Raw genomic sequence first — 25,952 nt, forward strand, 5'->3', positions numbered from 1 at the left:
TTGTAGTTTACGAACCCGCGACGGTTCGGCGCTGAGCGTATCGAGCGGGAGCATGAAGGAATATATCGGAGGGGGCCCTGCAACCGGGTATGTCGCTCCCGTATGCGGTCGGCGTCGTCGGTGCGCTGCTGGTGTCGCTGGGGGTCGCCTGGTACACGGACTCGTTCAGCGGAGAGTTCAGACACCAGTTGCGAACCCGACTCCTGCTCGGAGTCCCGTGGGGGACGCTCGTCGTTAGCGCAGTCGTCGTCGGCGTCTATCTCTTCGTACAGGGCGGTCTCGTCCACTGGAACGATCCGGTGACGCTCCCGTACAGGGCGTGGTCGTATCTCTATCCGGTCGGGATGCTGACCGCCGCGTTCTCCCACGGCGGCCCGGGGCACCTGATCGGCAACCTCACGGGAACGCTCGTCCTCGCGCCGATCGTCGAGTACGCCTGGGGGCATTTCCCGGACCGGCGGGAGGGCCAGCCGTTCACCTCCTTGCGGACGAACCCGTACGTCCGCGCGTTCGGTATCTTCCCCGCGGTCGTTCTCGGTATCGGCCTGCTGACGAGTCTGTTCGCGCTCGGCCCGATCATCGGCTTCTCGGGCGTCGTCTTCGCGTTCGCCGGGTTTGCGCTGGTCCATTACCCCTTCACGACGCTAATCGCGGCGCTCGGCGTACAGTCGGTGTTCAGCCGGACGTACAGAGCGGTTCTCGACCCGGTCGTCACGGCGGGGATTTCCGGTAGCGGGCCGTCCCCGCCATGGTGGGCTGAGATCGCGATCCAGGGCCACGCGCTCGGGTTTCTCCTGGGCATCCTCGTCGGGATCGCAGTGGCTCGGGGACGGGACCGCGGGCCGAACGCACTTCGCGTCTGGATAGCGGTCATCGCGTTCGCCGTGGTTCAGGGGATGTGGGCCGTCTACTGGTTCCGGGGTAACGGGGAGTTCGTCCTCTATCAGGGGGTCGGCCTCGCTCTCGTCGCCGCGTTAGCTATGCTCGTGACCGTCGCCGTCACGGCCTCTGAACGGCCGCTCACCGGGAGCATCTCGCGGCGGAAGGCCGCGACGGTGGTGTTGATCGTCGCGCTGTCGGCCATCGCCGGACCCGCGATTCCGACGAACTCCCTGACCGTCGCGGACGACGGTTCCCCACCGGTCGAGAACGCCGTCACCGTCGAGGGGTATACCGTCACCTACGCCGAGAACGTCCGCAACCGAATGATTCCGGCCGTCGACGTATCGCTGTTCGGCGAGGACACCGCCGTCCGGACGAGCGGGGTGATCGTCGTCAACCGGGACAGGTCCATCTGGACACAGGCCGTGTCGAAGAACCGACTCGCGTACAGCGGGTCAGCCACGGTCCGGGTCGGAGGAGTCGGATGGGAGTCGACCGTCGAGGTCGACCGTAACGGGTGGTCGGTCGACGGCGGCGGAGCGGCGTATCAGGTCTGGTTGCGGCCCGAAGACGGCGAGTCGCGGCACGTGTTCAACTCCTCGGCGTCGACAGCCGACCCCCAGATCCGCGGCAAAAACGTCACCGTCGTTCCCCGACCTAGCGGTGAGTTCGCTCTCCGTATCACGTCCGACGGCGAGACGGTGGCGGAACGACCGCTCCCGGAATCGGGCGAGTCGATGACGGTCGACGACCTGCGTATCGTCCGGACCGGGGAGACGCTGTACGCGGTAGCGGACGGGACCCGCGTCCGCATCGCGGAGAGAGAGAACGGTTAGGCCCAGTCGATCCGGAACAGTTCGGCGTCTATCGACGCCCGGTCCCGGTCGTGGAAGTCGAACTGGCGGTCGATGTCCAGTTCAGCCCGGAATGCGTCCGTCACCTCGCCGCCGTTGTCCGCGGCGAACGACTCGACGAACTCCTTGCTTCCCTCGTTGTGCAGCGAGTAAGACACCGCGGCGATGTCGGCCGCTGTTTCGAGGAACGCCCGGTCGGCGTGTTCGTTCCCGCGCTGAGCGCCGAACGGCGGGTTCATCACGACCGTCGCATCGTCTACGGCGAGTGGCGGCCGCGTGGCGTCGCCCTGGGCCCACTCGATGTCGGCCGAGGCGGCGACGCGGCGCTCGTTGGTGCGGGCCGTACGGAGCGGGCCCCAATCGAGGTCGACCCCGACGACGCGTTCGGGACTCCGGAGTGCGGCCCCGAGCGCGAGCATACCGGTCCCCGTTCCGAGATCGACGACGGTCCGACCGTCGATATCGCCGCGCAGGTCGGCGACGTGGACCAGGTATGCGGCGAGTCCCGGGGGCGTAGGGTACTGTTCGAGGCTCGCATCGGGGTCGTCGAACCCTGCGACGACGCCGAGCTGTCGCGCCAGGGCGCTCCGCGTGCTCATCTATTCGAGTGTTATCGGCGCGTCCAGTTCCACGGTGACGCCGTCCCGGCGTGCGCGTTCGGCACAGGCTTTCAGGGCTGGACGGACCTTCTGGTCGTTGGCCACCTCATCCACTGAGATAGTGACTCGGGCAGCGCCGAGGAACGATGCGGCGCGAACGTACCCACGGATCCGGTCTATCTCTTCCTGGGTAGCGAGCGAGCAGTCAGCGTCGAAACACCCCGTAACAGTCAGCTCGGCCGGCTGAAACCCCTCTTCCGCGAACTCGTGTTTCAGGTCGCGGAGGTATTCGGGAGCGGTCGAATCGAGCGCATCCGCGTTCAGGTGGACGGGCGTTACATCGGTCTGCTGACAGCGATCGATAGCGCGTTCGATATCTGGGCTCGGCGTGGTACTCATACTATCTCACCATTTCCTTTGCTCATACAAAAACCTTATTGAATGTCTGGCAGTAATTATAATTGCCAGTACGGTCACAACAGCACCACACAGTGGAAGTTCTAAATTATAGCGTGTGAAACCTAACAAAAAACAAGGGGTTATTAGTGACCCACCATCACATATGTCGATATGAACTGTCCACGGTGTGAGACAACGCTCGAGACGTACACGCTCGGGGACCGGGACGCGGACGTATGCGAGCGGTGCGGATACGTCGGCGTCTCCGTCGAACACGAGAGCGAACGGGTGGAGATGGAGTCCTGGTCGGAAGCTATCCGGCGATTCCACGACCAGAACGCCGAGTGACGGCCGCTGGTCCGCGCGAAAAGAATTACTGAGCCGTTACTCGTCAGCGGCTGACGCTTCTGCTTCCGCCTCGCCGGCGTCGGGGTTCTCCTCGTCGGAGCGGGCGGCGACCAGGCCACCGCGGGCGACGCTGTACAGCGGTTCGGTGGCGTGGCTCACGCCGCTGATCGAGAAGGGGATGTTCGCGTCTTCGAGGTGGCTGCGGAACAGTTCCTCGAAGCCGTCCGGGCTGGACGTTCCACCGGTGACGACGACGGGAACGTCGAGCCCTTCCTCGACGTCCTCCTCGTCGACTTCCTTGACGATGTTTTCGATGACGTAGTCGAGGAGGTTCTCGTAGTAGATGGAGAGCGCTCCCTCGACGCCGCCGACGTCCGTCGTGAAGTCGAGTTCGAAGCCGTCCTCCTTGATGGAGGTGACCTTGTCGACGGGCGTGCCCGTCGCCTGGGCGGCCTGTTCGTCGACCCAGTCGCCACCGCGTGCGACGGAGAACTTCATCACCGGAACGGCGTAGTACGCGAGACAGACGTTGGTCATCCCCGCACCGAAGGAGATACCGAGGCCGGTGAAGTTGTTATCAGCGAGTTCGGAGTAGATGACGGACATCCCCTCGTTGATCGGTTCGGCGTCGTATCCCATGTCGTCGAGGAAGGACTCGATCGTCTTCTGGTGATACAGCGTCGAGAGGTCGGAGTCCATCGGGTCGGCGGGGGTCGAGAAGTACAGTTTCTCGTTGGGGCGGTCCGGTTCGCCGACGACCTGCTCGATGATGAGTTTCATCATCGGGATCGCGGACTGCTCGTCGCTCGAGAGGATCCCGTGTTTCATCGGGCGACGTGTCTCCCGATTGAAAATATTTGCAAAGTTAAGTGCGTCGTCGCCTACGACGTACACTTTATCGTCTTTTCTAATGTGGAGGACTTCGCTTCGAGAGAGCATCTGCTCCGCCATATCGGAGTAATCGATCTCTACGAAGGAGTTACGCTGTTGCACGAACACCGTGTCGTTCCCATCCTGCTGTGCCGACAAGATGTTCATCGTGCCGACGTCTAGGCCTTTGGCCATGCGTGACACAAGTCCACCCACTGATAATAAAACTATGTGAAAAGTATTCAGAATTATTACTAATGCAATAATTACGGACTAGTTTCAGCGAACGCCGAGCTTACTGCGAAGCCAACTGAGGAAGCCGTCCCCCGATGGACTGCGGGCGTCGTCGCTCGCCTCCTCCTTGCGTTTCTGCTCGCGGAGTTCCGTGAGTTTCGCAGTCTGGTCGTCGACGGTCGATTCCGAGGTCGCGGTCTTTTTCTCGCCGCCTTTCATCTGTTTCAGGCCCTGAACCTGCGAATCAACGCCCGACGAGCGCGTCGATTCAGCCTCGACGTCGAATCCGGACGCGTCGATATCCGTATCGCTGTTGAACGATATCTTCCGCCCCTCCTGCTTCTCGACGCCGCCCCACGAGAGGTCGACGTCCTCCATCGCCTGTTCTATGTCCTGTTCGATCTCCTCGTCGGAGTAGCTCTCGTCCGGGTCGTCCGCTTCGACGGGGTCGATGTCGGAGGGGTTCGGCCGCACCTGCGCCAGTTGGTGGGCGACAAGCGCTGCGCCGGTCGCGCCGACGACGACGGTCAGGCCCGTCGCGTAGACAGTGACGACCTGCATCGTCAGGTCCGCGCCGTACCCGTTCCAGTCGTCGGGGTACGCGACGTTGAACCAGATGACTGCGGCGAGGTTGATCACTCCGCCCGCTGCAGCGGCGTAGCGCGCCTTCTTCTCCACCGGCAACAGGGTGACGATGCCGATCATCGCCATCGGTAACGAAAGCATTCCCAGGGTGTACGCCGGGCCGATACGGGCGAAGTATGAGGCGGTCCGCGGTTCTGCGAGGCTCCCCCAGAAGAAGAGCGCGAGCGCGAGTACGCCCATCGTGATCCCCGCGAAGAACAGTCCAAACCCGAGATACACGTCGATACGTGCGTCTGGTTCTCCGAAGTACTGCTCGTACCACTCGAAGAGTCGGTTTTCGTATTCGTCACTTTCGGTCATTAACGAGGCCTTACTGAGGCCACTACTATGATTCTTTGCCCCGATACCCCTCGTCCCCTTGCGGGTCCCGCTGCGCCCGTTCTCTGTCCGCAGAGAGTGTGGGTTCCGCCGGTTTTCTTCGCCTGCAGTGGCACGACAGCAAATGGTACCGAAACCGCGAACTGTCTGATGCTCGGAACGTATTTGCGTTCGCGTTCGAATCTCCGCGTAACCGGACCTCGCCGAGTACATCCGAGAGTACCTCGACGCATCCGAGAACGTTCGTCGTGGCGACCCTCTCGAATTCGACACTGACGAGTTTCCGGACAGCGACGGAAACTACCGCTACGGCTTCGACAACTCGTACTGCCTGGTGTTCGAGAACAATGTGTGAGCGGACGGCGAAGGCGCTCCGGGACGGTCCAGACATTGAAATAGAACTCCGCGGTAGGATCCAGCGTGGCCGAGTTCGAAGAGATCTGGCCCGACCTCGTGAACCACGCGAGAACGGCCGAGTTCGTGCGCCCCTTCGACCGCGGAAAGCGGCGCGAACTCGACTACGATGCCGAACGGGAGGCCGTCGTCTTCGAGAACGGCCGGACCGACCTGATCTTCCGGAAGAACTGGCGGCGCGCGTGGGAGGAACTCCGGCGGAACGGGGTGCTGTCGGTAGCGAAGTTCAGCGGGGCCGCGGGTACCGCCCGCGCAGAACTCGCGCTACCGTTTCTCGCGGACGCTCTCGACCTGCCGGCCGACCGCGACAGCCGGCGGATACAGCTATCCGAGAGATACGAAAGATAGAGAAAAGCGACGCGGAACTACGAGTCGTCGCTCACCAGGTGCCGTGGAACGTGTCGAACGATAGCTCGTCAAGCGGTTTGTTGCCGACCGCTATCTCGTACTCGCCGGGCGTCAGCATCGGCTTGTGGAACTGCGGACCGTCGTCGGTCGTGATACGCGGGCATCCCGTGTTGACGAAGGCGTCCATGTCGAAGTTGCGCAGTCTGTCGGGCGTCACCTCGTCCATCGTGATGAGGTAGGCGTTCTCGTTGTCGTCGAGGATGTCCTGAGCCTGCTCCCAGCGGCCCTGTCCGATCTTCGTGCAGTAGATGACGCCCCACTTTTCGGCGTCCATCGCGCGGTGGACCGCGCCGTAGCGCTGTTTCATGAACTTCTCCGTGTCCGCGACGGTGACGACGTTGTTGACCGGGTCACCGATGACGACTTTCTTGTCGGGATGCTCCATCGCCAGGCCGAGGGGGTGGAATTTGCCACCGCCGACGTAGAGGATCTGGTCGGCGTCGACCTGCGCAGAGGCGTAGTTACAGCCGAGAACCTGGCCCTCGTGGGTGAGACGGTCGTCGCCGCGCCGGGTGTGGACCTCGTAGCCGCGTTCCTCCAGCCACTCCTTCATGTCCTCGAACTGGTTCATGTGCTGGGCCGTGGTGACGAGGCCGACCTCGTCCTCGGGTAGTTCTTCGAGCGCGTCCTCCATGATTGGGAACACGTCGACGTTAGAGAACAGCGGAACGTAGATCACCTTGTCCGTGTTCTTCATCGGGCTGTGGCCGAAGTGGACGAACACGTCGGTCCGTTTCATCAGGAAGGTGTCGAGGTCGCAGGCTCCGTAGCAGGGCTGGCCCGACAGCATGACGGTGACGTCGTCGCCGACGAGTTCGCGGATGTCGTCTGCGACCCGCGGACCGCGGCGCTTCAGTCCCTCGGGGAACTGAAGCCCGACTTTCTTCGCGCCTTTCTCTTCGACTTGCTCGACGATGCGGTCGAGTTCGTAGTCCCACTCCCGGTCGTGTTTGAGCGACATCCCGGTGTTTCGGAGGTCTCCCTCGGAAAACTCAGACTCCTGGCTCATTGAACCGTCTTAGCCACCGAGGCCGTTTAACGGCGACGCTTCGTGTTATGCCGAACTGCCCCCGCCGTTACCGGTTCGCTCGGCCTCGAAACCCTCGAACTCCGTGCGGCGGAAGGCGGCCCGGTAATCCGCCGCATCGAACTCGGCCAGGTGTTCGGTCGCGGCGTTCTGGGCGACCGTCCAGGCGGCTCTGGCGGGTTCGACCGCGCCGGCGGTGCCGGGAACGGACGACGAGACGATCTCGTTCACGGCGGCCCGCGTCGCCGCGACTTCTGGAAGCGCTTCGAGCGCGTCGGCGTACGCCAGGCGACGGTCGAACCGTTCGAGCGTCTTCAGCACCCGAGCGGGAGAGAGCGGTTCTACGAGGACAGCATCGACGGGCAAAGAGTGTGCTGTGGGCGACGACGGTGGGTCGCGGACGACCGCCGCGATCCGACAGTCGTCGTCGACGGATGAGGTGAGAGCGTCGAGCGATGTCGACGGCGGGCGATGGTCGACGATAGCGGCGTCCGGGTCGGCGTCGCGCGGGACCGCCGCGGGGCCAGTCGTCGTCGACACTCGATACTCGTCTCGCAACCACTCCCGGACCCGTTCGACGAGCGGATGGGGACCTGCAAGAAAGACGGAGTCCACTTCGCGGGGCATGACGTATCCTCGGCGTCCTTCGCCTATGAACCCGAGTGATCGTTTAAACGGTTCAAACGCTACATTCGGCGAAAAATACGCACAGAGACAGCGGAAAACACCCGAAGTACGACGAACGATCAGCGCACGGCGGACGAGCAGGACTCGATTGACGATTAACGCACGTCGTCTGCGATTAGGGGTGCGGGAACTACTCCGCGTCTTTCAGGTAGGCGTTTCCGTCGACGACCACGGTTCCGGTCCCGCCGGAGGAACGGTGAGGCGTCGAGTCGGACTTGGAGACGATGCGGCGGATAGACCCGCGTTTCATGACCGCGAACCCGCAGACGATCACGCCGAACCCGGCGATTGTCGCCGCATTGATCGTCTCTCCGAGGGCGAACCAGCCGACGACGGCGGCGATGGCGGGCGTCACGTAGTTGACGAGGCTCGTCTCGTTAGGGCCGAGTCGCTCCAGCAGGTCGAAGTAGATCATCAGTCCGCCCGCGCCGGCGACGACTGCGAGATACAACAGCCCGGCGACGACCGTCGGCGTCCACGTGGCATCGGCGAAGGACTCGCCCGACAGCGCGCTGATCCCGTGTAGTATTCCCGCGCCGATACCCATCATCCAGGCCTGCGTCGGAACGGCGGGCAGTGCGACGGTGAACCGACGGGTCAGCACGGACCCGAGCGCGAAACTGACGGCCGCGAGGAACAGGATCCCGACGCCGACGAGCTGTCCGTTCAGCGTGGACGGGGACGGCTGAGCGACGATGGCGACGCCCAGCAGGCCCAGCAGTACACCGACGAACCCGGTTCGCGACAGTTTCTCGCCGGGCAGTAACAGGTACGCGAAAAGCGGCGTCACGACCGGCGTCAGGCTCAACACGATGGCGGCGATCGCGCTCGTCACGTACTGCTGTCCGATGAACAGCAGAGCGAAGTGCAGTCCGATGACTAAGGTCCCGCCGACGCTGACGAGTTTCCACTCGCTGGCCGTTCGCGGTATCCATCGGTCGGCACTGTAGGCCGCGTAGGCGAGCACGACGAGCGCGGCGATGTCGTACCGCATCGCCGCGAAAAGCACCGGCGGCAGCGATGCCAGACCGACTTCGATCGCAACGAACGACGAGCCCCAGACGACGGCGAGGGCGATAAACGCCCCAACATTTCTGAATTCGTATATATTCATTGTACATCCCTCCAGCAGTAGATGCCGAGGATATCACTACTTATTGCCCCTGAAACATCAATATTCTCGAAGCATCGTTACCATACCACACAGTAACACAGTGGTGTTTTCCTCACTGGAACGGAATATTTCTCGTGATCGTCCGTGGGGTTCCGAAGATGCTCCGGCAGATACCGTCAGTCCCGAGAGATAGCGGCCGTCAATCGGGAGGTTCTCTCGGGAGGTTCTCCATTGTCGCGCCCGCAGGAAACGACTGACACCGGCAAACCTAACACTGTCCGAACCTGATCTCGCGGTATGAGCATCGAGATAGACGCGGGTGAAGACGAGGTTGACGTCGAAGAACTCGGCCGCGAACTCGGTGAAACCATCGCCGAGATGCCCGAGTACCGGGCGTTCGAGGAAGCCAAGAAAGCGGTCGAGCGATCCGACGAGGCGCAGGCGAAAATAGAGGAGTTCGAGCAGATCCGGCAGGACTTCATGCTCGCTCGCCAGACCGGCGACGCGACTCAGGAGGACCTCCGGGAGGTCCAGGAGGCCCAGCAGGAACTCCACAGTGTCCCGGTCATGTCCGAGTATCTGGACACGCAGAACGAACTCGACGCCCGTCTCGAAGCGGTCAACGAGGCCATCTCGGAACCGCTTTCGGTCGATTTCGGCGAAGAGGCCGGCGGTTGCTGTCAGGACTAGCGAACGGCATTCGCTTGGTGAGGAGTCTCCCACGAAAAGACAGGCTGAAGGGATCAGGATTCACAGGTTCACGGTATGGAGATCCTGCGCAGTGGGGCGTGGGCGGACGCGCCCGGCGAGCCGTCGCTTCTGACGCGGAGTCGAGAGATCCCCGACGTCTCGTTTCGGGCGATACTCGACGCGTTCGACGGCCCCCGAGCAGTGTGGACCGCCCCGGATGAGCCGGCGGTCGTGGGTTGTGGGGCCGTGGCGGCGATCACAGTCGACGGCGGCGAGGAGAACCGGTTCGACGCGGTCCGCGACGGCGCGGACGACCTGTTCGCCGCGTTCGACACTGGGGCCCCGACTTCGGCGGCCCGTCCCCGCCTGTTCGGCGGGTTCGCGTTCCACGACGATCACGACCCGGCACCGCCGTGGGAGGGCTTTCCCTCCGGTTACTTCTTTCTCCCGCGCGTACAGGTCGCACGGACCGACGAGAACGTCCAGTTGACGGTCAACGCGGTCGCTCCCGAGGGCACGGACGCAGTTGAAGACGACATCGACGCCGTCGCTGAGACGATACGGGAACTACCGGCGCAGGGGCCGGTCAGGGACCCGCCGGGCGTCACGGACCGGCGGGCGACGACATCACGGGGTGCGTGGCGCGACCAGATCGGCTCGGCCCTGGAGCGTATCGGACGCGGCGGCCTGACGAAGGTCGTCCTCGCGCAGGCCCTCGAAGTCACTCTGGCGGACGAACTGTCCGTGCCGGACGCTCTCGCACGCCTGCGGTCGACGTATCCGGACTGCTATCGGTTCATGATCGACTGTACGGGACGCGACGACGCGACCGACGAAACGCGGTCTGACACCGTCGGCCGGTCCGGCCCTACGCTCTTCGGTGCGACGCCCGAACGGCTCGTCTCGCTCAGCGGGCGACAGATCCGGACGGAGGGCCTCGCCGGGTCGACCGGCCGCGGCGATACGCCCGAGGAAGACGAGTGGCTCGCTCAGGAACTCCTAGAGAGCGAGAAGGACATCCACGAACACGACCTCGTCGTCGACGCCGTCAGAGACCAGTTAGCGCCCTTCGCCGACTCGGTTCGGACCGGCCAGCGAACCGTTCGAAAGCTCGACACCGTCCAGCACCTCCAGACGCCGATAGCTGCCGAACTGACCGACGTCGAGCACGTCCTCGGTCTCGTCGAAGCGTTGCATCCGACGCCCGCAGTCGGCGGGTTGCCGCCGGACCTCGCCTGGCGGACGATCCGCGAGACGGAGACGTTCGACAGGGGGTGGTACGCCGCGCCAGTCGGCTGGTTCGACGCCGCGGGGAACGGCACCTTCGCCGTCGCCATCCGCTCCGCCGTCGCCGACGGGACGAACGCCACGCTGTTTGCCGGCGCGGGCATCGTGGCGGACAGCGACCCGGACCGCGAGTGGGACGAGGTACAGCTGAAATACAGACCGATGCTCGACACCCTTGAATAAGATGGACACCGCGGAACACAACGAGGCCTGGGCGGACACAATGGTCGGCGAACTCGCCGCAGGCGGCGTGAACGCGGCGTGTATCGCTCCCGGTAGTCGGTCGACGCCGCTGACGATGGCGTTCGCACGGAACGAAGACGTTCGGGTGTACTCGCACCTGGACGAGCGCTCCGCCGCGTTCTTCGCGCTGGGGCGGGCGAAGCGAACCGGAACCGTGACCCCGCTGGTCTGTACGTCGGGGACGGCCGCGGCGAACTTCCATCCCGCCGTCATTGAGGCGAGCCAGGCGCGGATTCCGCTGGTGTTGCTCACCGCCGACCGACCGCCGGAACTGCGCGAGAGCGGCGCGAACCAGACTATCGACCAGGAGAAGCTGTACGGTGACGCGGTTCGGTGGTATCAGGACCTCCCCGAACCGCGCGCCGAGGGGCGGACGCTTCGCTCTGTCCGGACCACCGCTGCGCGGGCGCTCGCGGCGGCGACCGGCACGCCGTCCGGACCGGTCCACCTCAACGTCCCCTTCAGCAAACGTCTGGAACCCCCCGAGGGAACCGACCACGTCGAGCGGCGGACGAGCGCGCCGGAACACCCGCACGTCCGGACGACGGCGGGAACGCCCGCTCTCGACGACGACGGCCTTCGAAATATCGCCCGCACCGTCGAGCGCGCCGACCGCGGACTCGTGGTCGCGGGCCCGGCAGACGACGCGACGCCCGATCCGACTGTCGTCGCCGAGTTCGCTGACGAGTTCGGTTTCCCGGTCCTCGCCGACCCGCTGTCGGGAGTTCGGTACGGACCGCACGTCGCCGACGCGCCCGTCGTCGGCGGATACGACGGCTTCGTCGACGAGCGAGTGACCGGGTCGTGGCCGGACCCCGACCTCGTGGTCCGGTTCGGCGCGTCGCCGACGTCGAAGCCGCTCCGGAAGTATCTCGCCCGCGCCGACTGCCCCCAGTTCCTGATCGACCCAGCCGGCGAGTGGCGCGAGGCGGAGTTCACCGCGACGGATCTGATCGTCGCCGACCCGGAACCGACGCTCTCCCGTCTCGTCGACGCCGCGGCCGCCGGCCACTCGGCCGGCGGCTCCGAGTGGCGCGAGCGCTTCGCCGACGCCGAGCGACGGTACTGGGACCGTATCGCCGACGAACGCGGCGAACAGCCGTTCGAAGGCGACGTGCTGGCGACGGTCGTCGAAGACGCGCCCGACCCAGCCACCGTGTTCGTCTCGAACAGCATGCCAGTTCGGGATCTGGACCGCTTCGGCCGCCCGCGAACGGCCGACCTCACCGTGCTCGCGAACCGCGGGGCGAGCGGTATCGACGGGATCACGAGCACCGCACTCGGCGCAGGCAGTGCCGCTGACGACCCCCTCGTCCTCGTCACAGGCGACATCGCGTACTACCACGACATGAACGGTCTGCTCGCGGTCGGGCGCTGTGGGGTCGACGCCACTATCGTCGTGATCGACAACGACGGCGGCGGTATCTTCCACAAACTCCCGGTCGAGGAGTTCGACCCGCCCTTTACCGAGCAGTTCAAGACGCCTCACGGCCTCGACTTCGAGCCCTCGGCCGACCTCTACGGCCTCGAGTTCTCGCGCGTCAGCGACCGGGACGCCTTCCGAGACGCGTACAACGCCTCCCTCGACAGCGACGGGACACAGGTGATCGCCGTGGAGTTCGACGCCGAGGAGAGCCACCGGAACCGCGACGCGCTCCGCGACGCCGTCGTCGAGAGCCTGTCACGCTGACGGTCGCGTACTGATACTGTCGGACGGACCGTCGTGAGAGATTCGACACCGCTGTGTGGCGTGATTCTCCATGGGCTTTCGTCCGACGGTAAGACACCTCATCGCCGGAGCACCGTCGCCACCGCGAGCGAGTATCCGAACGGGATCCAGCACACGCCGAGCGCGAACAGCCCCGCGAGCGACAGAAAGTCGATAGGTAGCACCAGCAGGGCAAGCGGTGCGAGTACGCTCCAGACGCCGAACACGGTGGTTCCTATCGGCGGAACGGTGACCAGATATCCCGTGACGATAAGCGTACAGATGCCGACGACGAGTTTCACGATCAGCGGGAAGACGGGCGTCACCGACGAGAACACGAGAACGGGGTAGAGAAAGATCATCACGACGAGAAAGAGCACGCGCTCCTGCGTCAGCGGGACGCTGACGCGGTCCTCCGTGACAACGTTGTCGTCCCAGTCGTGGACGGCGTAGCCCTCGGACTCGCCACCGGTCCGCTCGCGGTAGAACTCCTGACGACGTTGGGACTGTGACCGTGTTTCGCCTCGTTCGGCCGTGCGTTCGTCCGCAGAACCCCCGTTCCGCGACGACTCGCCCCACTCGGAACCACGGCCCCACTCGTCGTCCTCGTTGGCCGTCGTTCGTCCCCGCGACCGGCCGTCCGTGTCGGTTCGGTCGGCAGAGTCAGATCGGCTACTCGTCGTCCACGGTGACTGCTCTGCGCCCGCCGCGTTCTGACCCTGAACGCGTCGGATGTACGCCTCGTGGCCGAGTCGGTCGTACTGCTCCCGTTCGCTCTCGTCGCCGAGCACTTCCTCCGCGCGAACGACCCGTTTGAACCGGTCCCCGGCGTCGGGATCGTCGCTCACGTCCGGGTGGGTCGCTTTCACCTGCTCCCGATACGCTGACTGGATCTCCTCGGGGGAAGCGTCGGGGGAAACACCGAGTACGTCGTAATACGTCTCTGCCATACGGGAACTTGGTAGACCGGTGTATCAGGTGAACTGACAAAAACCTCTCGACGGACGGACGGGAACCTATTTCTCTCTCCCGTCCGGAGTTCGAACACCGATGGTCTCGGAACTGTTCGACGAGGAGCGCTGGGAGCGAGTTGACGCCTTCGATTTCGAGGATATCACCTATCACCGGGCCGTCGACGCGGATGCCGTCCGCATCGCGTTCGACCGGCCCGAGGTTCGCAACGCCTTCCGTCCCGGAACGGTGGACGAACTGTACGACGCGCTGAAACATGCGAAACGCCAGACTGACGTGGGATGTGTCCTGCTGACCGGAAACGGCCCCTCGCCGAAGGACGGCGGGTGGGCGTTCTGTTCCGGCGGCGACCAGTCGATCCGCGGGGAGGACGGCTACCAGTACGAGGGTGACGAGAAGCGAGCGTCCGACACCGGACGCCTCCACATCCTCGAAGTCCAGCGGCTCATCCGTTTCATGCCGAAACCCGTCGTCGCCGTGGTCCCGGGGTGGGCGGTCGGCGGCGGCCACAGCCTCCACGTCATTTGCGACATGACGCTGGCGAGCGAGGACCACGCCGTCTTCAAACAGACCGACCCTGACGTGGCGAGTTTCGACGCCGGCTTCGGCTCGGCCTATCTCGCCAAGCAGGTCGGCCAGAAGAAGGCCCGAGAGGTGTTCTTCCTCGGGAAGAACTACGACGCCGAGGAAGCGGCCGAGATGGGGATGGTCAACGAGGCCGTCCCGCACGAGGACCTAGAAGCCACCGCGTTGGAGTGGGCCGAGACGATGGCGAGCAAGAGCCCCACCGCGATGCGCATGCTGAAGTTCGGATTCAACGCCACGGACGACGGCATGGTCGGCCAGCAGGTGTTCGCCGGCGAGGCCACTCGCCTCGGCTACATGACCGACGAAGCGAAGGAGGGCCGGGACGCCTTCAACGAGGGGCGGGACCCGGACTTCGACGACTACCCGTGGCACTACTAGGACGACCGTTTTCGCGGTCGGTACGCCGCTGGCGCACCACTCTCTGCGAACGGGGTGAAGGCCCGTTCGCACGGCCCGGCCGATAAACCGTTCACTACGTCCGCGGACGCAGTTTTCGGGAACACAGTAGTCGCTGGAACGGTTCACATGCTGATCGCATCGGTGTCGTGCGATCAGGAGTACCAATGACTTTCAGTGACTACTGTAGCGGCTTCGCCGCCGTTTGCTCGTTCCGTTCCACCGCAGCGATCCGATTCTCTCCGCCAACCGCAGTCCATATGGCGTCGCTGTCCTAAGGCCAGGCAATGACAGGAGTCGCCAACGCGGCCGACGTCTCCCGGACGAAGGCGTGGCTGATGGCCGCTCGGCCGCAGACGTTACCCGCGGCGGCGGCACCGGTGCTGGTCGGGACCGGGCTGGCCGTCCGAGAGGGGCTGTTTGCGCCGCTCCCCGCGCTGATGGCGTTCGTCGGCGCGGCGCTGATTCAGGTCGGGACGAACTTCGCGAACGACTACTACGACGCCGTAAAAGGTGCCGACACGGACGACCGCGAGGGGTTCACCCGCGTCACCCAGTCGGGGATCATCGCACCGGAGGAGGTAAAGCGGGCGACGGCTATCACCTTCTCTCTCGCGATCCTGACGGGGACGTATCTCGTCTACGTCGGCGGCCTCCCGATACTCGTGATCGGGCTGCTTTCCGTCGCGAGCGGCGTCGCGTACACCGGTGGCCCGTACCCGCTCGGCTACTACGGCCTCGGCGACCTCTTCGTGTTCCTCTTTTTCGGTATCGTCGCCGTGACCGGGACGTTCTACGTGCAGGCGGCGCAGGTGCTCGCCGATCCGCTCACCGTCGGAGTTCCGGCGGGAACGGTTTCCCTCACGGCGTTTCTCGCGAGCCTCCCAGTTGCGGGGGTTTCGACGAACATTCTCGTGGTGAACAACGTCAGAGACAGGGAAACGGACGCCGAAGCGGGCAAGACGACGCTGGCCGTCCTGCTCGGCTACCGCTGGAGTCGCGTCGAGTTCATCGCGTTGCTCGCGCTCGCCTACGCCGTCCCGGTGTGGTTCTGGCTGAACGATTTCGGGCCGACCGTCTTGCTGCCGCTACTGACGCTCCCCTACGCGGCCGTGGTCGCCCGGACGGTCTGCACCGAGCGCTCCGGCGAGGCGCTCAACCCGGCGCTGGAGCGGACCGGCAAGTTGCTCGCGGCGCATTCGGCGCTGTTCGCGCTCGGAATGGTGGTCACCTGATGCGTCTGGAACGCCGGGAGTTCACAGTACCGCTCACGCGACCGCTACGGACGGCACGCGGGGATATCACCGCCCGGGAAGGAGTCATCGTTCGACTCACAGACGGCAGGCGAACCGGCATCGGCGAGGCGACGCCGTTGCCGGGCTGGACCGAGTCCCTCGCGGAGTGCCACGAGGCGCTCGACCGAACGGAGCAAGCGCTTGCGGAGGGGCCTGGTGCCGCGTTGGCCGTCGCTGACAGTCCCGCCGCGAGACACGCGTTCTCGCTCGCGCTCGCGGATCTGCGCGCGTCCCGGGCGGGGATACCGCTCTACCGCTATCTCGGCGGCGACGCGCCGGTTATGCAGGTGCCGGTCAACGCGACGGTCGGGGACGCGCCCCCGGAGGAGACCGCCCGCCGAGCGGGCGACGCCGTCACCAACGGCTTCGAATGCGTGAAGGTCAAGGTCGGCGCTCGCCCGGTCGACGTGGACGCCGCCCGCATTCAGGCGGTCCGCGACGCGGTGGGTCCAGGCGCCGAACTCCGGGCCGACGCGAACGGTGCCTGGACGCGCGATGCGGCCGAACGGGCGTTCGCACAGTTCGAACACGCGGGCGTCTCGTTCGTCGAGCAACCGCTGCCGGCGGACGACCTGGCGGGCCACGCGGCGCTTCGTGGAGGGTCGGTCGGCGTCGCGGTCGACGAGACGCTCGCCGCCCACAGCGTCGAATCCGTTCTCGACGCCGGGGCGGCGGACGTCCTGATCCTCAAACCGATGGCACTCGGCGGGGTCGACCGCGCCCGCGATGCCGTCCTCAGCGCCCGGAGCGCGGGACTCACGCCGGTCGTCACGACGACGATAGACGCCGTCGTCGCTCGCACCGCGGCAGTCCATCTCGCGGCGTCGCTGCCGGCGGCACCGCCGTGCGGCCTCGCGACCGCAGACTGGATCGAGGCGGACCTCACTGCGGACCCAGCCCCCGTCAGCGACGGCGTGGCACACGTCCCGCAACTGCCCGGAAACGGAACAACGGGGGCATGGGCACTGTGACCTGGACCCTCCGTGACCCGGTCTCTCTCCAGACCGCCGGCGCGTCAGACGCCACCCGACGCGGCGAATCGTTCGAGCCCGCGCTCGCTCTGGCTCACGAGGGCGAACCGGCTGTCATCGTTCACGGGACCGGACAGACGTGGACGTACGCCGAACTGGATTCGGCGGTCGACGAAACCGCCGGCCGCCTCGCAGCGCTCGGCGTTCGCGAGGGCGACCACGTCGGCGTCCTCATGCACACGCGGATGGCGTTCGTCCGCCTCGTCCACGCGACGGCCAGGCTCGGCGCGACGCTCGTTCCGCTGAACGCGCGCCTGACGGCCGCGGAACTCGACTCGCAGGTCGACCGCGCGGACCTGATGCTGCTTGTCTGCGAAAGCGACACGGAGACGACGGCAGTCGACGCCGCCGGCGACGTGCCGGTCGCCTCCGTTGACCCGCCGGCTACTGGCCGGAGCGAGGCTGAGGTCGGCGCATTCGCCGACGCCGACCCCGTGGCGGTCACTCCCATCGAGCGCGCCCTCGACGACCGACAGTACGTCCTCTACACCTCGGGGACGACGGGACAACCGAAAGCCGTCTCCCTGACTGTCGGCAACATGCTGGCGAACGCGACGGCCTCAGCCTTCCGCCTCGGCGTCCTTCCACACGACCGTTGGTTCGACCCCCTACCGATGTACCACATGGGCGGTCTGGCCCCCGTCGTGCGCTCGGCGCTGTACGGAACTACGGTCGTCATCCAGCGCGAGTTCGACGCCCGCGAGACGGCGGACGCCCTGAACGAGCGGGACGCAACGGGCATCTCGCTCGTTCCGACGATGCTCCGGCGAATGCTGGACGCCCGCGAAACCCTGTCCGACTCGCTCCGGTTCGTTCTGCTCGGCGGCGCGCCCACGCCCGACGCGCTCATCGAGCGCTGCGGCGAGGCCGGTGTCCCGGTCTGTCCGACGTACGGGCTGACCGAAACCGCGTCCCAGCTAGCGACCGCTCGGCCCGACGAAGCGCTCGACCACCTCGGGACGGTCGGCCGCCCGCTCTCGATGACGGACGTGACCGTCGTCGGAGCGGACGGGGAGTCGCTACCGCCGCACGAATCGGGCGAACTCGTCGTTAGCGGGCCGACGGTGACGCCGGGATACTACGACGACCCGGACGAAACCGCCGACGCGTTCGGGGAGCACGGCCTCCACACCGGCGACATCGGCTACGTCGACGAGGCGGGTCGGCTGCAAGTTCTCAACCGCCGCGAGGACCGGATCGTCACTGGTGGCGAGAACGTCGACCCCAGCGAAGTGGCGAACGTGATCCGCGACCACCCCGACGTCCGCGACGTGGCCGTCGTCGGTCTCGACGACCCCGAGTGGGGCGAACGCGTCGCAGCGCTGGTCGCCCGAGAGCCCGCCGCGGACGGCCTATCACCGGACACCATCCGCGAACACTGCGCGGGGCGTCTGACCGGGTACAAACACCCGTGGACGGTTGGGTTCGCCGATGAACTACCGCGGACGGCGTCGGGAACCGTCGACCGCGAGGCCGTCCGCGAGCGCCTCCGGGACCGCTGACCCCGCTGTCGTTTTACGCGTCGCGGTCGTTGTACGAGCATGATCGACGTCTCGATCCTGCTGTTCGATGGCTTCGACGAACTCGACGCCGTCGCGCCGTACGAGGTGTTCACGACGGCTGACAAGATGGGCGGCCAGTTCGACGTCTCCTACGGTACCGGCGAAGTCGTCGACACGGTTACGGCGAGGCACGGCACACAGATAATCACCGACGGCGTCGTCGACGACCCGGACCTCCTCCTCGTCCCCGGTGGCGGCTGGAACTCGGACGGCGGCGTCAGGCGGGAGTTCGAGGACGGTGTCCTCCCGGACGTCATCGAGAGCCAGTATCGGGACGGGACGACGGTCGCCTCCGTCTGTACCGGCGCGCTGTTGCTCGCCAAAGCAGGCGTACTCGACGACTGTCCGGCGACGACTCATCACACGGCGACCGACGACCTGCGGGAGTTCACAACGCTACAGGAAGCCCGCGTTGTCGACACCGGCGACGTGATAACCGCCGGGGGGATCACGGCAGGGATCGACCTCTCGCTGTGGCTCGTCGAACGGTTCGCCGACCACGACCTCTCGGCGAACGTCGCTCTCGAACTCGAACACGACCGCAGCGACGACATCGTCGAGATCGACGTCAACCCCAGATAACCGAACGACGATTTAAGCGGCCTCAGCGCCTACGGTCTATCGTGTGTACGCTCACCCTCGCCTGGCGGGTCTTCGCGGACGCGCCGGTCGTCGTGGCCGCGAACCGCGACGAACTGGTCGGTCGTCCCTCGGAACCGCCGGCGGTCGTCGAATCGGACCCCCGGGTCGTCGCGCCGCGCGACGCCGAGGCCGGTGGGACGTGGATCGGCTACAACGAACACGGCCTGCTAGTCGCCGTCACGAACCGCTGGACCGACGCCGACCTCGCCGGGGACCGCTCCCGCGGATTGCTCGTCCGCGACGCTCTCAGACACGACTCCGCCGAGGACGCCGCCCGCTTCGTCGAGCGCGAGGTAGAGGACAACGAGTTCGACGGGTTCAATCTCGTCCTCGCCGACGATGCCGCGGCGTTGCTGTACGAGTGGGACGGCCATCTGGGGTTCTCGCGCCTCGAACCGGGCGTCCACGTCGTCGTCAACGTCGGTGCCGACGACGCCTTCGACGTTCCGGAGATTCGTCCCGACGCGGCTCGCGAGCAAGCCGCCAACGCCCGCGGTGTGCGGGCCGCGCTGACTCCGAAACCGGGCGAGACGGCGGAGGCGTGGCTTGACCGCGCCGCGGACGTACTGTCAGACCACGAGTACGGCGTCTGCGTTCATGGAGACAGGTTCGGGACCCGTTCCTCGTCGCTGATCCTCCTCGGCGAGGCGGGTGCCCGCTACTGGTTTGCTAACGGGCCGCCCTGCGAGACAAACTACGGCGAGGTCGACCTCGAAGCGCATCTTTAAACAGGTTGGCACACGTTGTGGTGATCACAATGCTAGCCGCGACCGTCAACGTCCGGAGGTGGTCCGCGTGAGCGTCTCCGCGAGGGAAGAGGACCTGACCGAGGAGGAACGCGCAGCGCTCGAACTCGTCCGCGAGACGGGCGGCATCCACCAGAGCGAGTTCTGGAAGGAACTCGATGTCTCATCCCGGAAGGGGAGTCGCATCGCCGATTCCCTCGAAGAGCAGGGCCTCGTCGACCGAGAGGAGACCGTCTACGACGGGCACAACACCTACCTCATCTCGCCCACGGCGCGCGACCTGGAGTTCTCGCTGCTGATGGCCGGCGACATGCTCTCTCCGTTCATCGGCGAGGAGGAGGTCGACGCCAACAGCGACGCCTTTTCGCAGTGGATCATGAACCTCGCGTACGAGGAGTAACAACGACTACCGTTTTTCGCCTCGGGTGCGCTCGCTCTGCTCACGCACCGCTCGGCCAACACATGTCGATCAAAACAGGCCGTTCGTTCGCTCCGTTCACTCGCGGATCTCCCGCTCGACGACGGCCTGCCCTTCCCCGGGTCGCGCGGCGCTCGCCGCCCCGCCTCGCGCCGCGCTCTCGGCCACGACGGTTATTCTATCTCCGCCACGCACTTCGCTAGGTCGTCCGTCGTCGTCCAGCGGTGAAGCCGTCCGGACTCATCCAGCATCTCGAATATCGGCGTCTGCATGCCACTGTACGGGCGTTCCGGGTCGGCGTCAGTGTCGAGATCGGTGGCGTCCAGACCGTCGTACTCGCGCTTGCAGACGTGCGTTTTCTCGAAGTACTCCTCGTCCGCGACGAACAGTCCCTGTTCGACGAGGAAGCCGCCGCCGTCGTGTTCCGCGACGCCGACGATGGTGTCGGCGTAGTCGGCGAGGATCCGGAACTTGAGGTAGGTGTTCGTCCACTCGCGCCGGACGTCGACCATGAGGAAGGCGTACGTGTCGCGCCGGCGGTTCAGTCGGTCCTTGACGAACTGGAGGCGTCGGATCTCAGGGTCGCCGTAGCTCCCGAGGACGAAGTAGGAACTGTCGTGGGTGAATATCGGCGTCAGTTCAGCGACGGCGTGTTTGAGCTGCTCGTACTCCTCTGGGGTGAGCGAGCGGTCGTGGCGGTGGTCCTCGGCGTCGGCGATGACCTGAGCCGGCGCGGGCGATTCGTCGGCGGAGTCGCCGGCGGACGACTGGTCGTCATCCGCCGATGATTCGGCTGGGTCAGGCGAACCGTGACCGTCGCGACCGCTGTCGTCGGGGGGACCGTTCGGCGGCTGGTCGTCTCGCATACGTCGGCGCGTCGAAGACCTGATAGATAAGCGCACGCCACACAGTGAAAGTGGAATGAAGCGGTAGCTACACCGGTTCCCACTACGGTAACCAGTTTGGTTACAACCAAACCGTATTTCACCACAATGGTTAAGGCCAATACGGAACAATACGTAGGTATGAGCCAACCCGACGCGGCTACCGGCGGGGTCGACCGGGAGCGCGAGCGCTTGCGCGTCGTCACGCAGGAGACCAGGTTCGCGCTCCTGCAGGACGTGCTGGGCCATCCCGAGCAACTGCCCACGCTGAAGGAACTCGATTACGTCAACCCGAGCAAGAGCGACTCCACCATCCGGGAGCATCTCGACGCACTCGTCGAAGTCGGCGTCGTCGAACGGGTCGAACTTCCGTCCGAGCGACGCAGTCGGGACCTCCCGCACGTCTTCTACGGAATCGCGGAGGACGGCCGGCAGTTCCTCAACCGCCACGGACTGCTCCGCGCGGAGGACTCTCTCAGAGAGGCGTACGACGCCGTGGAGAAGACCGACCAGATAGCGACGTACGAGTCCGCGCCGCGCCCCGATCGGTGAGCGGCGGGACGCAGTCTCACCGCGCGGTGCGCGCCGACCGCGTTCCAGCAGGGGTTTCGACTAAGGAAACCGACGGCGTATTGGGCGTATGGGGTACAACACGACGCTCGGCTGGTCCCTGCTCTCCTCGGGTATCGTCACGCTGATACTGAAGATCCTTCCCGGTGATTCGATGTGGTGGGGTTTCCTGTTGCTGGCACTGGGAATAGCGGTGCTGTATCTCAGAGACGACAGGCGATTGTAGCGTCCGGACGCTGAAACACCGGCTCATGCTTGCGGTTTTCCACACGATGGTAGCGGTAGCACGCGGCCCTTATACCGCTCAAGCCCCTCATTTCCGTATGGACAACAGGATCGACGAACACGGCAGTAGCGAAGAGGCAGGTGACAACGGCTCGCCACCGAAGACGCCCTTTGCCGCGATGACGGAGAAGGCCGTGGCGGCCGCGGTGACTTTCGCCGCGACCGGAGCCGTGGTAATCGCGGTGCGGAAGATTCGCCGGCGACGCCGCAGCGCCTGATTCTCTCCCGAACGCTCGTTACCGCCGACCGAACAGTCGCTCGACGATGCTCCGGTCGGTCGGTCGCTCGACGAGCATCACCGAGCAGTCGACTTCTTCGAGAACGTCGAAATGTAACGACCCGCGAACGAGACGGGAGAGCAGGCCGCGCTCCGTCGCGCCGATCAGCATCAGCGTGTGGTCCTCGGCTTCGCGGGCGATCGCCTCCTCGACGTTTCCGGAATCGTCGACCGTGAGGACGGCGTCGCTGAGACCGTGGTCCGCGGCCCAGTCCGCGAGGAACTTCTCGCCGGCCTCGCGCTCGTCGGGGCCGTTGACGGCGTGCATGAGCGTGATCGCGGACCCGTCGGCCGACCGGAGCGTCCGTGCGACATCGGCACTCAGGTCGGAGTTGGGGTCGTCCACCGTCGGAACGAGGATCCGAGACGTGTCGACGTCGGTGTCTCTGATGACGAGGAAATCACAGGGGAGGCGGTTCGTGAGTTCACTTAGCGGCCGCTCCGCGCGGGCGGCGTCCCACAGCCTGTCGTCGCCCCACCCCATCACGACGAGGTCGGCGCGGTCGCGCTCGGCGATGTGGAACACCTCCTCGAACGAGCGGTGCGAGACGACGGTCGAAGTCACGCAGTCGACGCCGTGGTCGCCGACCTGATCGTGGACACGTTCCATCAGAGCCTCGGACTCGGCGACTATCCGTTCGCTCTGTTGGCCGCTGAACCGAGACGTCCGCTGCGGTTTCTGGACGACGTGGACGGCGTGGACGACGGCGTCTTCCTTGTCTCCGGCGAGTTTGCAGGCGAGGTCTACAACGCCGGCTTCCGTCCGCGGGTTCGATATCGGCACCACGACGCGGTACGGCCCGTCGTCGGCCGGGGTCTCCTCGACGGTGTCGACCAGCGGGACGTACGACTTCCCGGCGAGGCCGCCGAACAGCCACTCGTTGACCGAGAGCTGCCGGTCCGCGCCGTGGAAGCGGGCGGAATCGATGCGCTCCTCGGTCGTCTGGAAGTAGTTGACGGCGGTCACGAGGACGACGCCGCCGAGCGTGTTACCGAGCAACACCGGCAGGACGAACTCCGTCAGGCCGACGAGAAGGGCCAGATCGCCGAGAAACACCAGATACGCCATCTCGGTGAACGAAACGACCGAGTGAAAGAGTCCGCCGAGCGGGATCGACAGGAAGGCGATGTACACCACGACGAGGCGCGAGATGGTGTCACGGGCGGCGTACTCCACCCAGACGACGCCGGCGACGATCAGGCCTGCGAAGGCGGCCTTCGAGAAGAGGGGCCACCATCCCGTCGCGATCCCTTTCTCGGCTATGTCCGCCGCCGCGGTCGCCGCCTCCGGCGAGAGCACGCCGCCGAAGGCGAGGGCGGCCGCGCCGAACGCGCCGCCGGTGAAGTTCCCGGCCAGCACGACGCCCCAGTTTCGCAACAGCGCCGGGATGCTCGCCAGCCGTTCGAGCGTCAGCGCCACCGGCGGCAGAGTCTGTTCGGTGTACAGCTGATAGCCGCCGATGATGATGTAGACGAACCCCAGCGGGTACAGCAAGGCGCTGAGGATGGGATGGCCGCCCGTCGAGGCCGTCAGCGAGACGAGAAGCAGGAAGGTGACGGTGATCGCGAACCCAGCGGCCAGACCGCTGAAGAACAGTTCGCGGTTGCCTGAAGTTATCTCCTCGTCCGCGGCGGCGACGATACGCTGAAACACCTCGTCGGACGAGAAGCGGTCCCGAACGACCCGTCCGGCGGCCGGAGCGCCGCTTCGCGACCGTTCGACGGCTTCCCGGACGCTCTCTTCGGGATCGGGGAGGTCCTCGTCGTGGAGACTCTCGTCGGGGTCAGACCCTGCCATTGGGAGAGAAACCCCGTAGAGGAACTAAACGTTTGGTTACCCCTGCCGGTCTCGGGGAAAGAGACGCACCGTCTCGGGGAAACGTGCACCGAAACCCGCTAGGCCAGGGCGCTTCCCGCTCGAATGATAGTCTCCTCGTCGAACGCCGACCCGACGAACTGGACGCCGACGGGGAGGCCGTCAGTCTCGCCCGCGGGGACGGAGATCGCGGGCAGGTCAGCGAGGTTGACCGGGACGGTGTTGGCGTCGGCGAGATACATCTGGAGCGGGTCGTCGAGGCTCTCACCGCGCTCGAACGGCGGCACAGGCATCGTCGGGCTCGCGAGCACGTCCGCCTCGGCGAGCGCCTCGTCGAAGTCCTGTTTCACCCAGGCGCGGGCGTCCTGCGCCTTCTTGTAGTACTTGTCGTGGTAGCCCGCGGAGAGCGCGTACGTGCCGAGCAGGACCCGGCGCTTGACTTCCTCGCCGAAGCCCTCCTTGCGGGTCTGTGCGAACTCCTCGTTCCAGTTGCCCTCGGCGTCGGCCCGGTGGCCGTAGCGGACGCCGTCGAACCGCGCGAGGTTCGAAGAGGCCTCGGACGTGGCGATGACGTAGTACGCCTCCACGGCGTGTTCGACGGACGGGAGTTCGACTTCGTGATACGTCGCGCCGCGGTCCTCCAGGTCGTCCATGGCGGACCAGAACGCCTCGACGACGCCCTCGTCGGCTCCGTCGACCAGGTTCGTCGGGACGCCGATGTCGAGGCCGTCGACGTCGCCGTCGGCCGCAGCGGCGTAGTCGCTGTCGGTTCCCTCGTCGCGGGTCGTCGCGTCCTGCGGGTCCTCTCCCGCGATGACGTCTAACAGCTCGGCGGCACCCTCGACGGTCGGCGCGAGCGGGCCGATCTGTTCGAGGCTGTTGGCGTAGGCGACGAGCCCGTACCGCGAGACGAGGCCGTAGGTCGGTTTGATGCCAACGACGCCGCAGAACGCGGCGGGGTTACGAACCGAGCCGCCGGTGTCGGAGCCGAGCGCGAGGTCCGCCTCACCGGCGGCGACGGCCGCCGCACTTCCACCGGAGGACCCGCCGGGGACGCGGCCCTCGGCGGCGGGGTTCTCGACCGGGCCGAAGGCGGACGTTTCGGTCGTCGAGCCCATGCCGAACTCGTCCATGTTTGCCTTGCCGACGATGGTCGCGCCGGCGTCTTTCAGCCGTTCGACGACGGTGGCGTCGTACGGCGGGACGTAGTCCGCGAGCATCTCCGAGCCGCAGGTCGTACGCACGCCCTCCGTCGAGATGTTGTCCTTGACCGCGACGGTCTTGTCGGCGAGCGGCCCGTCGCCGTCGCCCTCGATCGTTTCCTCGGAGATGAAGATCCCGTGATCGCTCATGAGACGTTCGGCCCCTTGAAGTAGCCGTCTTCGGTCTCTTCGGCGTTGGCGAGCGCCTCCTCCTGGCTCAGGCTCTCGCGGACCTCGTCGGGTCGCATGACGTTGACGAGGTCGGCGTCGCGTTCGACTTCGGGCACCTCGTCTAGCGTCTCGAAGTAGTCGAGGATGTCCGCGAACTGCTCCGTGAAGCGGTCGACGTCGTCGTCATCTACGTCCACCCGCGCCAGGTCCGCGACGTGGCGGACCTCGTCCGGGTCGACGGGCGTGTCGCTCATGCTCTCAGCCACTGCCTTCCGCGGAGTAAGCGTTTCGATACGCCCGGACCCGCGTGGGCGTCGCGTCTGTCCGTTCCGGTCGACTCCTCGTCGCCACAGAGCGACGGCTACAAGCC

General features: G+C 65.8%; 28 protein-coding genes. 16 read left to right on the plus strand and 12 right to left on the minus strand.

From position 1 onward, the window contains the following. The first annotated feature begins 89 nt into the window (after positions 1–89). Positions 90–1,718 (plus strand): rhomboid family intramembrane serine protease, encoded by a 1,629-nt coding sequence (locus EYW42_RS11370; protein ID WP_135535415.1) that lies wholly within the window; start codon positions 90–92, stop codon positions 1,716–1,718. On the opposite strand, the gene EYW42_RS11375 is transcribed toward EYW42_RS11370, so the two are convergent. Together EYW42_RS11375 and EYW42_RS11380 are read right to left on the minus strand one after the other, a co-directional pair. After that, complete coding sequence (locus EYW42_RS11375) at positions 1,715–2,335, minus strand: METTL5 family protein (RefSeq protein WP_135535416.1); 621 nt, start codon at positions 2,333–2,335, stop codon at positions 1,715–1,717. The two genes, EYW42_RS11370 and EYW42_RS11375, sit on opposite strands and share 4 nt — an antisense overlap. Then, entirely contained in the window at positions 2,336–2,734 is a 399-nt protein-coding gene (locus EYW42_RS11380) for a hypothetical protein (RefSeq protein WP_135535417.1), read from the minus strand. A 171-nt stretch (positions 2,735–2,905) separates the two neighbouring features. On the opposite strand from EYW42_RS11380, the gene EYW42_RS11385 reads away from it, so the two are divergent. Then, entirely contained in the window at positions 2,906–3,082 is a 177-nt protein-coding gene (locus tag EYW42_RS11385; protein WP_135535418.1) for a zf-TFIIB domain-containing protein, read from the plus strand. A 36-nt stretch (positions 3,083–3,118) separates the two neighbouring features. Here EYW42_RS11385 and EYW42_RS11390 read toward each other — a convergent pair whose 3' ends face one another. Then, complete coding sequence (locus tag EYW42_RS11390) at positions 3,119–4,147, minus strand: hypothetical protein (RefSeq protein ID WP_135535419.1); 1,029 nt, start codon at positions 4,145–4,147, stop codon at positions 3,119–3,121. 84 nt (positions 4,148–4,231) lie between these two features. Then, positions 4,232–5,131 carry a DUF7139 domain-containing protein gene (locus EYW42_RS11395; RefSeq protein ID WP_135535420.1) on the minus strand — a complete coding sequence of 300 codons (900 nt, stop codon included), beginning with the start codon at positions 5,129–5,131 and terminating at the stop codon, positions 4,232–4,234. Positions 5,132–5,569: 438 nt separating this feature from the next. On the opposite strand from EYW42_RS11395, the gene EYW42_RS11400 reads away from it, so the two are divergent. Beyond that, positions 5,570–5,911 (plus strand): hypothetical protein, encoded by a 342-nt coding sequence (locus EYW42_RS11400; protein WP_135535421.1) that lies wholly within the window; start codon positions 5,570–5,572, stop codon positions 5,909–5,911. A gap of 31 nt (positions 5,912–5,942) precedes the next feature. On the opposite strand, the gene dph2 is transcribed toward EYW42_RS11400, so the two are convergent. From dph2 to EYW42_RS11415, 3 genes are all read right to left on the minus strand, one after another. Further along, positions 5,943–6,980 carry a diphthamide biosynthesis enzyme Dph2 gene (dph2, locus tag EYW42_RS11405; protein WP_135535422.1) on the minus strand — a complete coding sequence of 346 codons (1,038 nt, stop codon included), beginning with the start codon at positions 6,978–6,980 and terminating at the stop codon, positions 5,943–5,945. A 45-nt stretch (positions 6,981–7,025) separates the two neighbouring features. Beyond that, positions 7,026–7,625: a hypothetical protein gene (locus tag EYW42_RS11410; RefSeq protein ID WP_135535423.1), complete on the minus strand. Its 600-nt coding sequence runs from the start codon at positions 7,623–7,625 to the stop codon at positions 7,026–7,028. Between the two features lie 190 nt (positions 7,626–7,815). Then, entirely contained in the window at positions 7,816–8,799 is a 984-nt protein-coding gene (locus EYW42_RS11415) for a DMT family transporter (protein ID WP_237561313.1), read from the minus strand. Between the two features lie 297 nt (positions 8,800–9,096). Between EYW42_RS11415 and EYW42_RS11420 the strand changes: the two genes are divergently transcribed. From EYW42_RS11420 to menD, 3 genes are all read left to right on the plus strand, one after another. Further along, the gene (locus EYW42_RS11420) at positions 9,097–9,489 is read left to right on the plus strand and encodes a YlbF family regulator (RefSeq protein WP_135535424.1); all 393 of its coding nucleotides are present in this window, start codon (positions 9,097–9,099) and stop codon (positions 9,487–9,489) included. 75 nt (positions 9,490–9,564) lie between these two features. Beyond that, on the plus strand, positions 9,565–10,959 hold the full coding sequence (locus tag EYW42_RS11425; RefSeq protein ID WP_135535425.1) for an isochorismate synthase: 1,395 nt from the start codon (positions 9,565–9,567) through the stop codon (positions 10,957–10,959). 1 nt (position 10,960) lies between these two features. Then, positions 10,961–12,709: a 2-succinyl-5-enolpyruvyl-6-hydroxy-3-cyclohexene-1-carboxylic-acid synthase gene (menD, locus tag EYW42_RS11430; RefSeq protein WP_135535426.1), complete on the plus strand. Its 1,749-nt coding sequence runs from the start codon at positions 10,961–10,963 to the stop codon at positions 12,707–12,709. Between the two features lie 98 nt (positions 12,710–12,807). Here menD and EYW42_RS11435 read toward each other — a convergent pair whose 3' ends face one another. Next, positions 12,808–13,677, minus strand: a complete 870-nt coding sequence (locus tag EYW42_RS11435) for a J domain-containing protein (protein WP_135535427.1) — start codon at positions 13,675–13,677, stop codon at positions 12,808–12,810. A gap of 100 nt (positions 13,678–13,777) precedes the next feature. On the opposite strand from EYW42_RS11435, the gene EYW42_RS11440 reads away from it, so the two are divergent. From EYW42_RS11440 to EYW42_RS11470, 7 genes are all read left to right on the plus strand, one after another. After that, complete coding sequence (locus tag EYW42_RS11440) at positions 13,778–14,665, plus strand: 1,4-dihydroxy-2-naphthoyl-CoA synthase (RefSeq protein WP_135535428.1); 888 nt, start codon at positions 13,778–13,780, stop codon at positions 14,663–14,665. 305 nt (positions 14,666–14,970) lie between these two features. After that, positions 14,971–15,918, plus strand: coding sequence for a 1,4-dihydroxy-2-naphthoate polyprenyltransferase (locus EYW42_RS11445; protein WP_135535429.1), 948 nt, complete (start codon positions 14,971–14,973; stop codon positions 15,916–15,918). Further along, complete coding sequence (gene menC, locus EYW42_RS11450; protein ID WP_135535430.1) at positions 15,918–16,949, plus strand: o-succinylbenzoate synthase; 1,032 nt, start codon at positions 15,918–15,920, stop codon at positions 16,947–16,949. Before EYW42_RS11445 ends, menC begins: the two co-directional genes overlap by 1 nt. Beyond that, positions 16,937–18,511, plus strand: coding sequence for an o-succinylbenzoate--CoA ligase (gene menE, locus EYW42_RS11455; protein WP_135535431.1), 1,575 nt, complete (start codon positions 16,937–16,939; stop codon positions 18,509–18,511). The genes menC and menE overlap by 13 nt, the downstream gene beginning before the upstream one ends. A 39-nt stretch (positions 18,512–18,550) precedes the next feature. Further along, on the plus strand, positions 18,551–19,153 hold the full coding sequence (locus EYW42_RS11460; RefSeq protein WP_135535432.1) for a DJ-1/PfpI family protein: 603 nt from the start codon (positions 18,551–18,553) through the stop codon (positions 19,151–19,153). A 41-nt stretch (positions 19,154–19,194) separates the two neighbouring features. Next, the gene (locus EYW42_RS11465; protein ID WP_135535433.1) at positions 19,195–19,941 is read left to right on the plus strand and encodes an NRDE family protein; all 747 of its coding nucleotides are present in this window, start codon (positions 19,195–19,197) and stop codon (positions 19,939–19,941) included. A gap of 67 nt (positions 19,942–20,008) precedes the next feature. Further along, positions 20,009–20,359: a helix-turn-helix transcriptional regulator gene (locus EYW42_RS11470; RefSeq protein ID WP_135535434.1), complete on the plus strand. Its 351-nt coding sequence runs from the start codon at positions 20,009–20,011 to the stop codon at positions 20,357–20,359. A 191-nt stretch (positions 20,360–20,550) separates the two neighbouring features. On the opposite strand, the gene EYW42_RS11475 is transcribed toward EYW42_RS11470, so the two are convergent. Then, the gene (locus EYW42_RS11475) at positions 20,551–21,243 is read right to left on the minus strand and encodes a hypothetical protein (protein ID WP_237561314.1); all 693 of its coding nucleotides are present in this window, start codon (positions 21,241–21,243) and stop codon (positions 20,551–20,553) included. 159 nt (positions 21,244–21,402) lie between these two features. Between EYW42_RS11475 and EYW42_RS11480 the strand changes: the two genes are divergently transcribed. From EYW42_RS11480 to EYW42_RS11485, 3 genes are all read left to right on the plus strand, one after another. After that, complete coding sequence (locus EYW42_RS11480) at positions 21,403–21,813, plus strand: helix-turn-helix domain-containing protein (RefSeq protein WP_135535435.1); 411 nt, start codon at positions 21,403–21,405, stop codon at positions 21,811–21,813. Between the two features lie 88 nt (positions 21,814–21,901). Further along, positions 21,902–22,057 (plus strand): hypothetical protein, encoded by a 156-nt coding sequence (locus EYW42_RS19850; protein ID WP_168192948.1) that lies wholly within the window; start codon positions 21,902–21,904, stop codon positions 22,055–22,057. A gap of 97 nt (positions 22,058–22,154) precedes the next feature. Beyond that, positions 22,155–22,334 carry a hypothetical protein gene (locus EYW42_RS11485; protein ID WP_135535436.1) on the plus strand — a complete coding sequence of 60 codons (180 nt, stop codon included), beginning with the start codon at positions 22,155–22,157 and terminating at the stop codon, positions 22,332–22,334. A gap of 18 nt (positions 22,335–22,352) precedes the next feature. Here the strand turns inward: EYW42_RS11485 and EYW42_RS11490 are convergent, their stop codons facing one another. The 3 genes from EYW42_RS11490 to gatC all read right to left on the minus strand — a co-directional run bounded on the left by EYW42_RS11490 (position 22,353) and on the right by gatC (position 25,836). After that, positions 22,353–24,191, minus strand: a complete 1,839-nt coding sequence (locus EYW42_RS11490) for a formate/nitrite transporter family protein (RefSeq protein WP_135535437.1) — start codon at positions 24,189–24,191, stop codon at positions 22,353–22,355. Positions 24,192–24,289: 98 nt separating this feature from the next. Continuing rightward, entirely contained in the window at positions 24,290–25,561 is a 1,272-nt protein-coding gene (gatA, locus tag EYW42_RS11495; protein WP_135535438.1) for an Asp-tRNA(Asn)/Glu-tRNA(Gln) amidotransferase subunit GatA, read from the minus strand. After that, positions 25,558–25,836 carry an Asp-tRNA(Asn)/Glu-tRNA(Gln) amidotransferase subunit GatC gene (gene gatC, locus EYW42_RS11500; protein ID WP_135535439.1) on the minus strand — a complete coding sequence of 93 codons (279 nt, stop codon included), beginning with the start codon at positions 25,834–25,836 and terminating at the stop codon, positions 25,558–25,560. Before gatC ends, gatA begins: the two co-directional genes overlap by 4 nt. Positions 25,837–25,952: the final 116 nt, after the last annotated feature.

Origin of the sequence: Halostella pelagica, assembly GCF_004762015.1 — an archaeon.
GTDB lineage: Archaea > Halobacteriota > Halobacteria > Halobacteriales > Natronoarchaeaceae > Halostella > Halostella pelagica.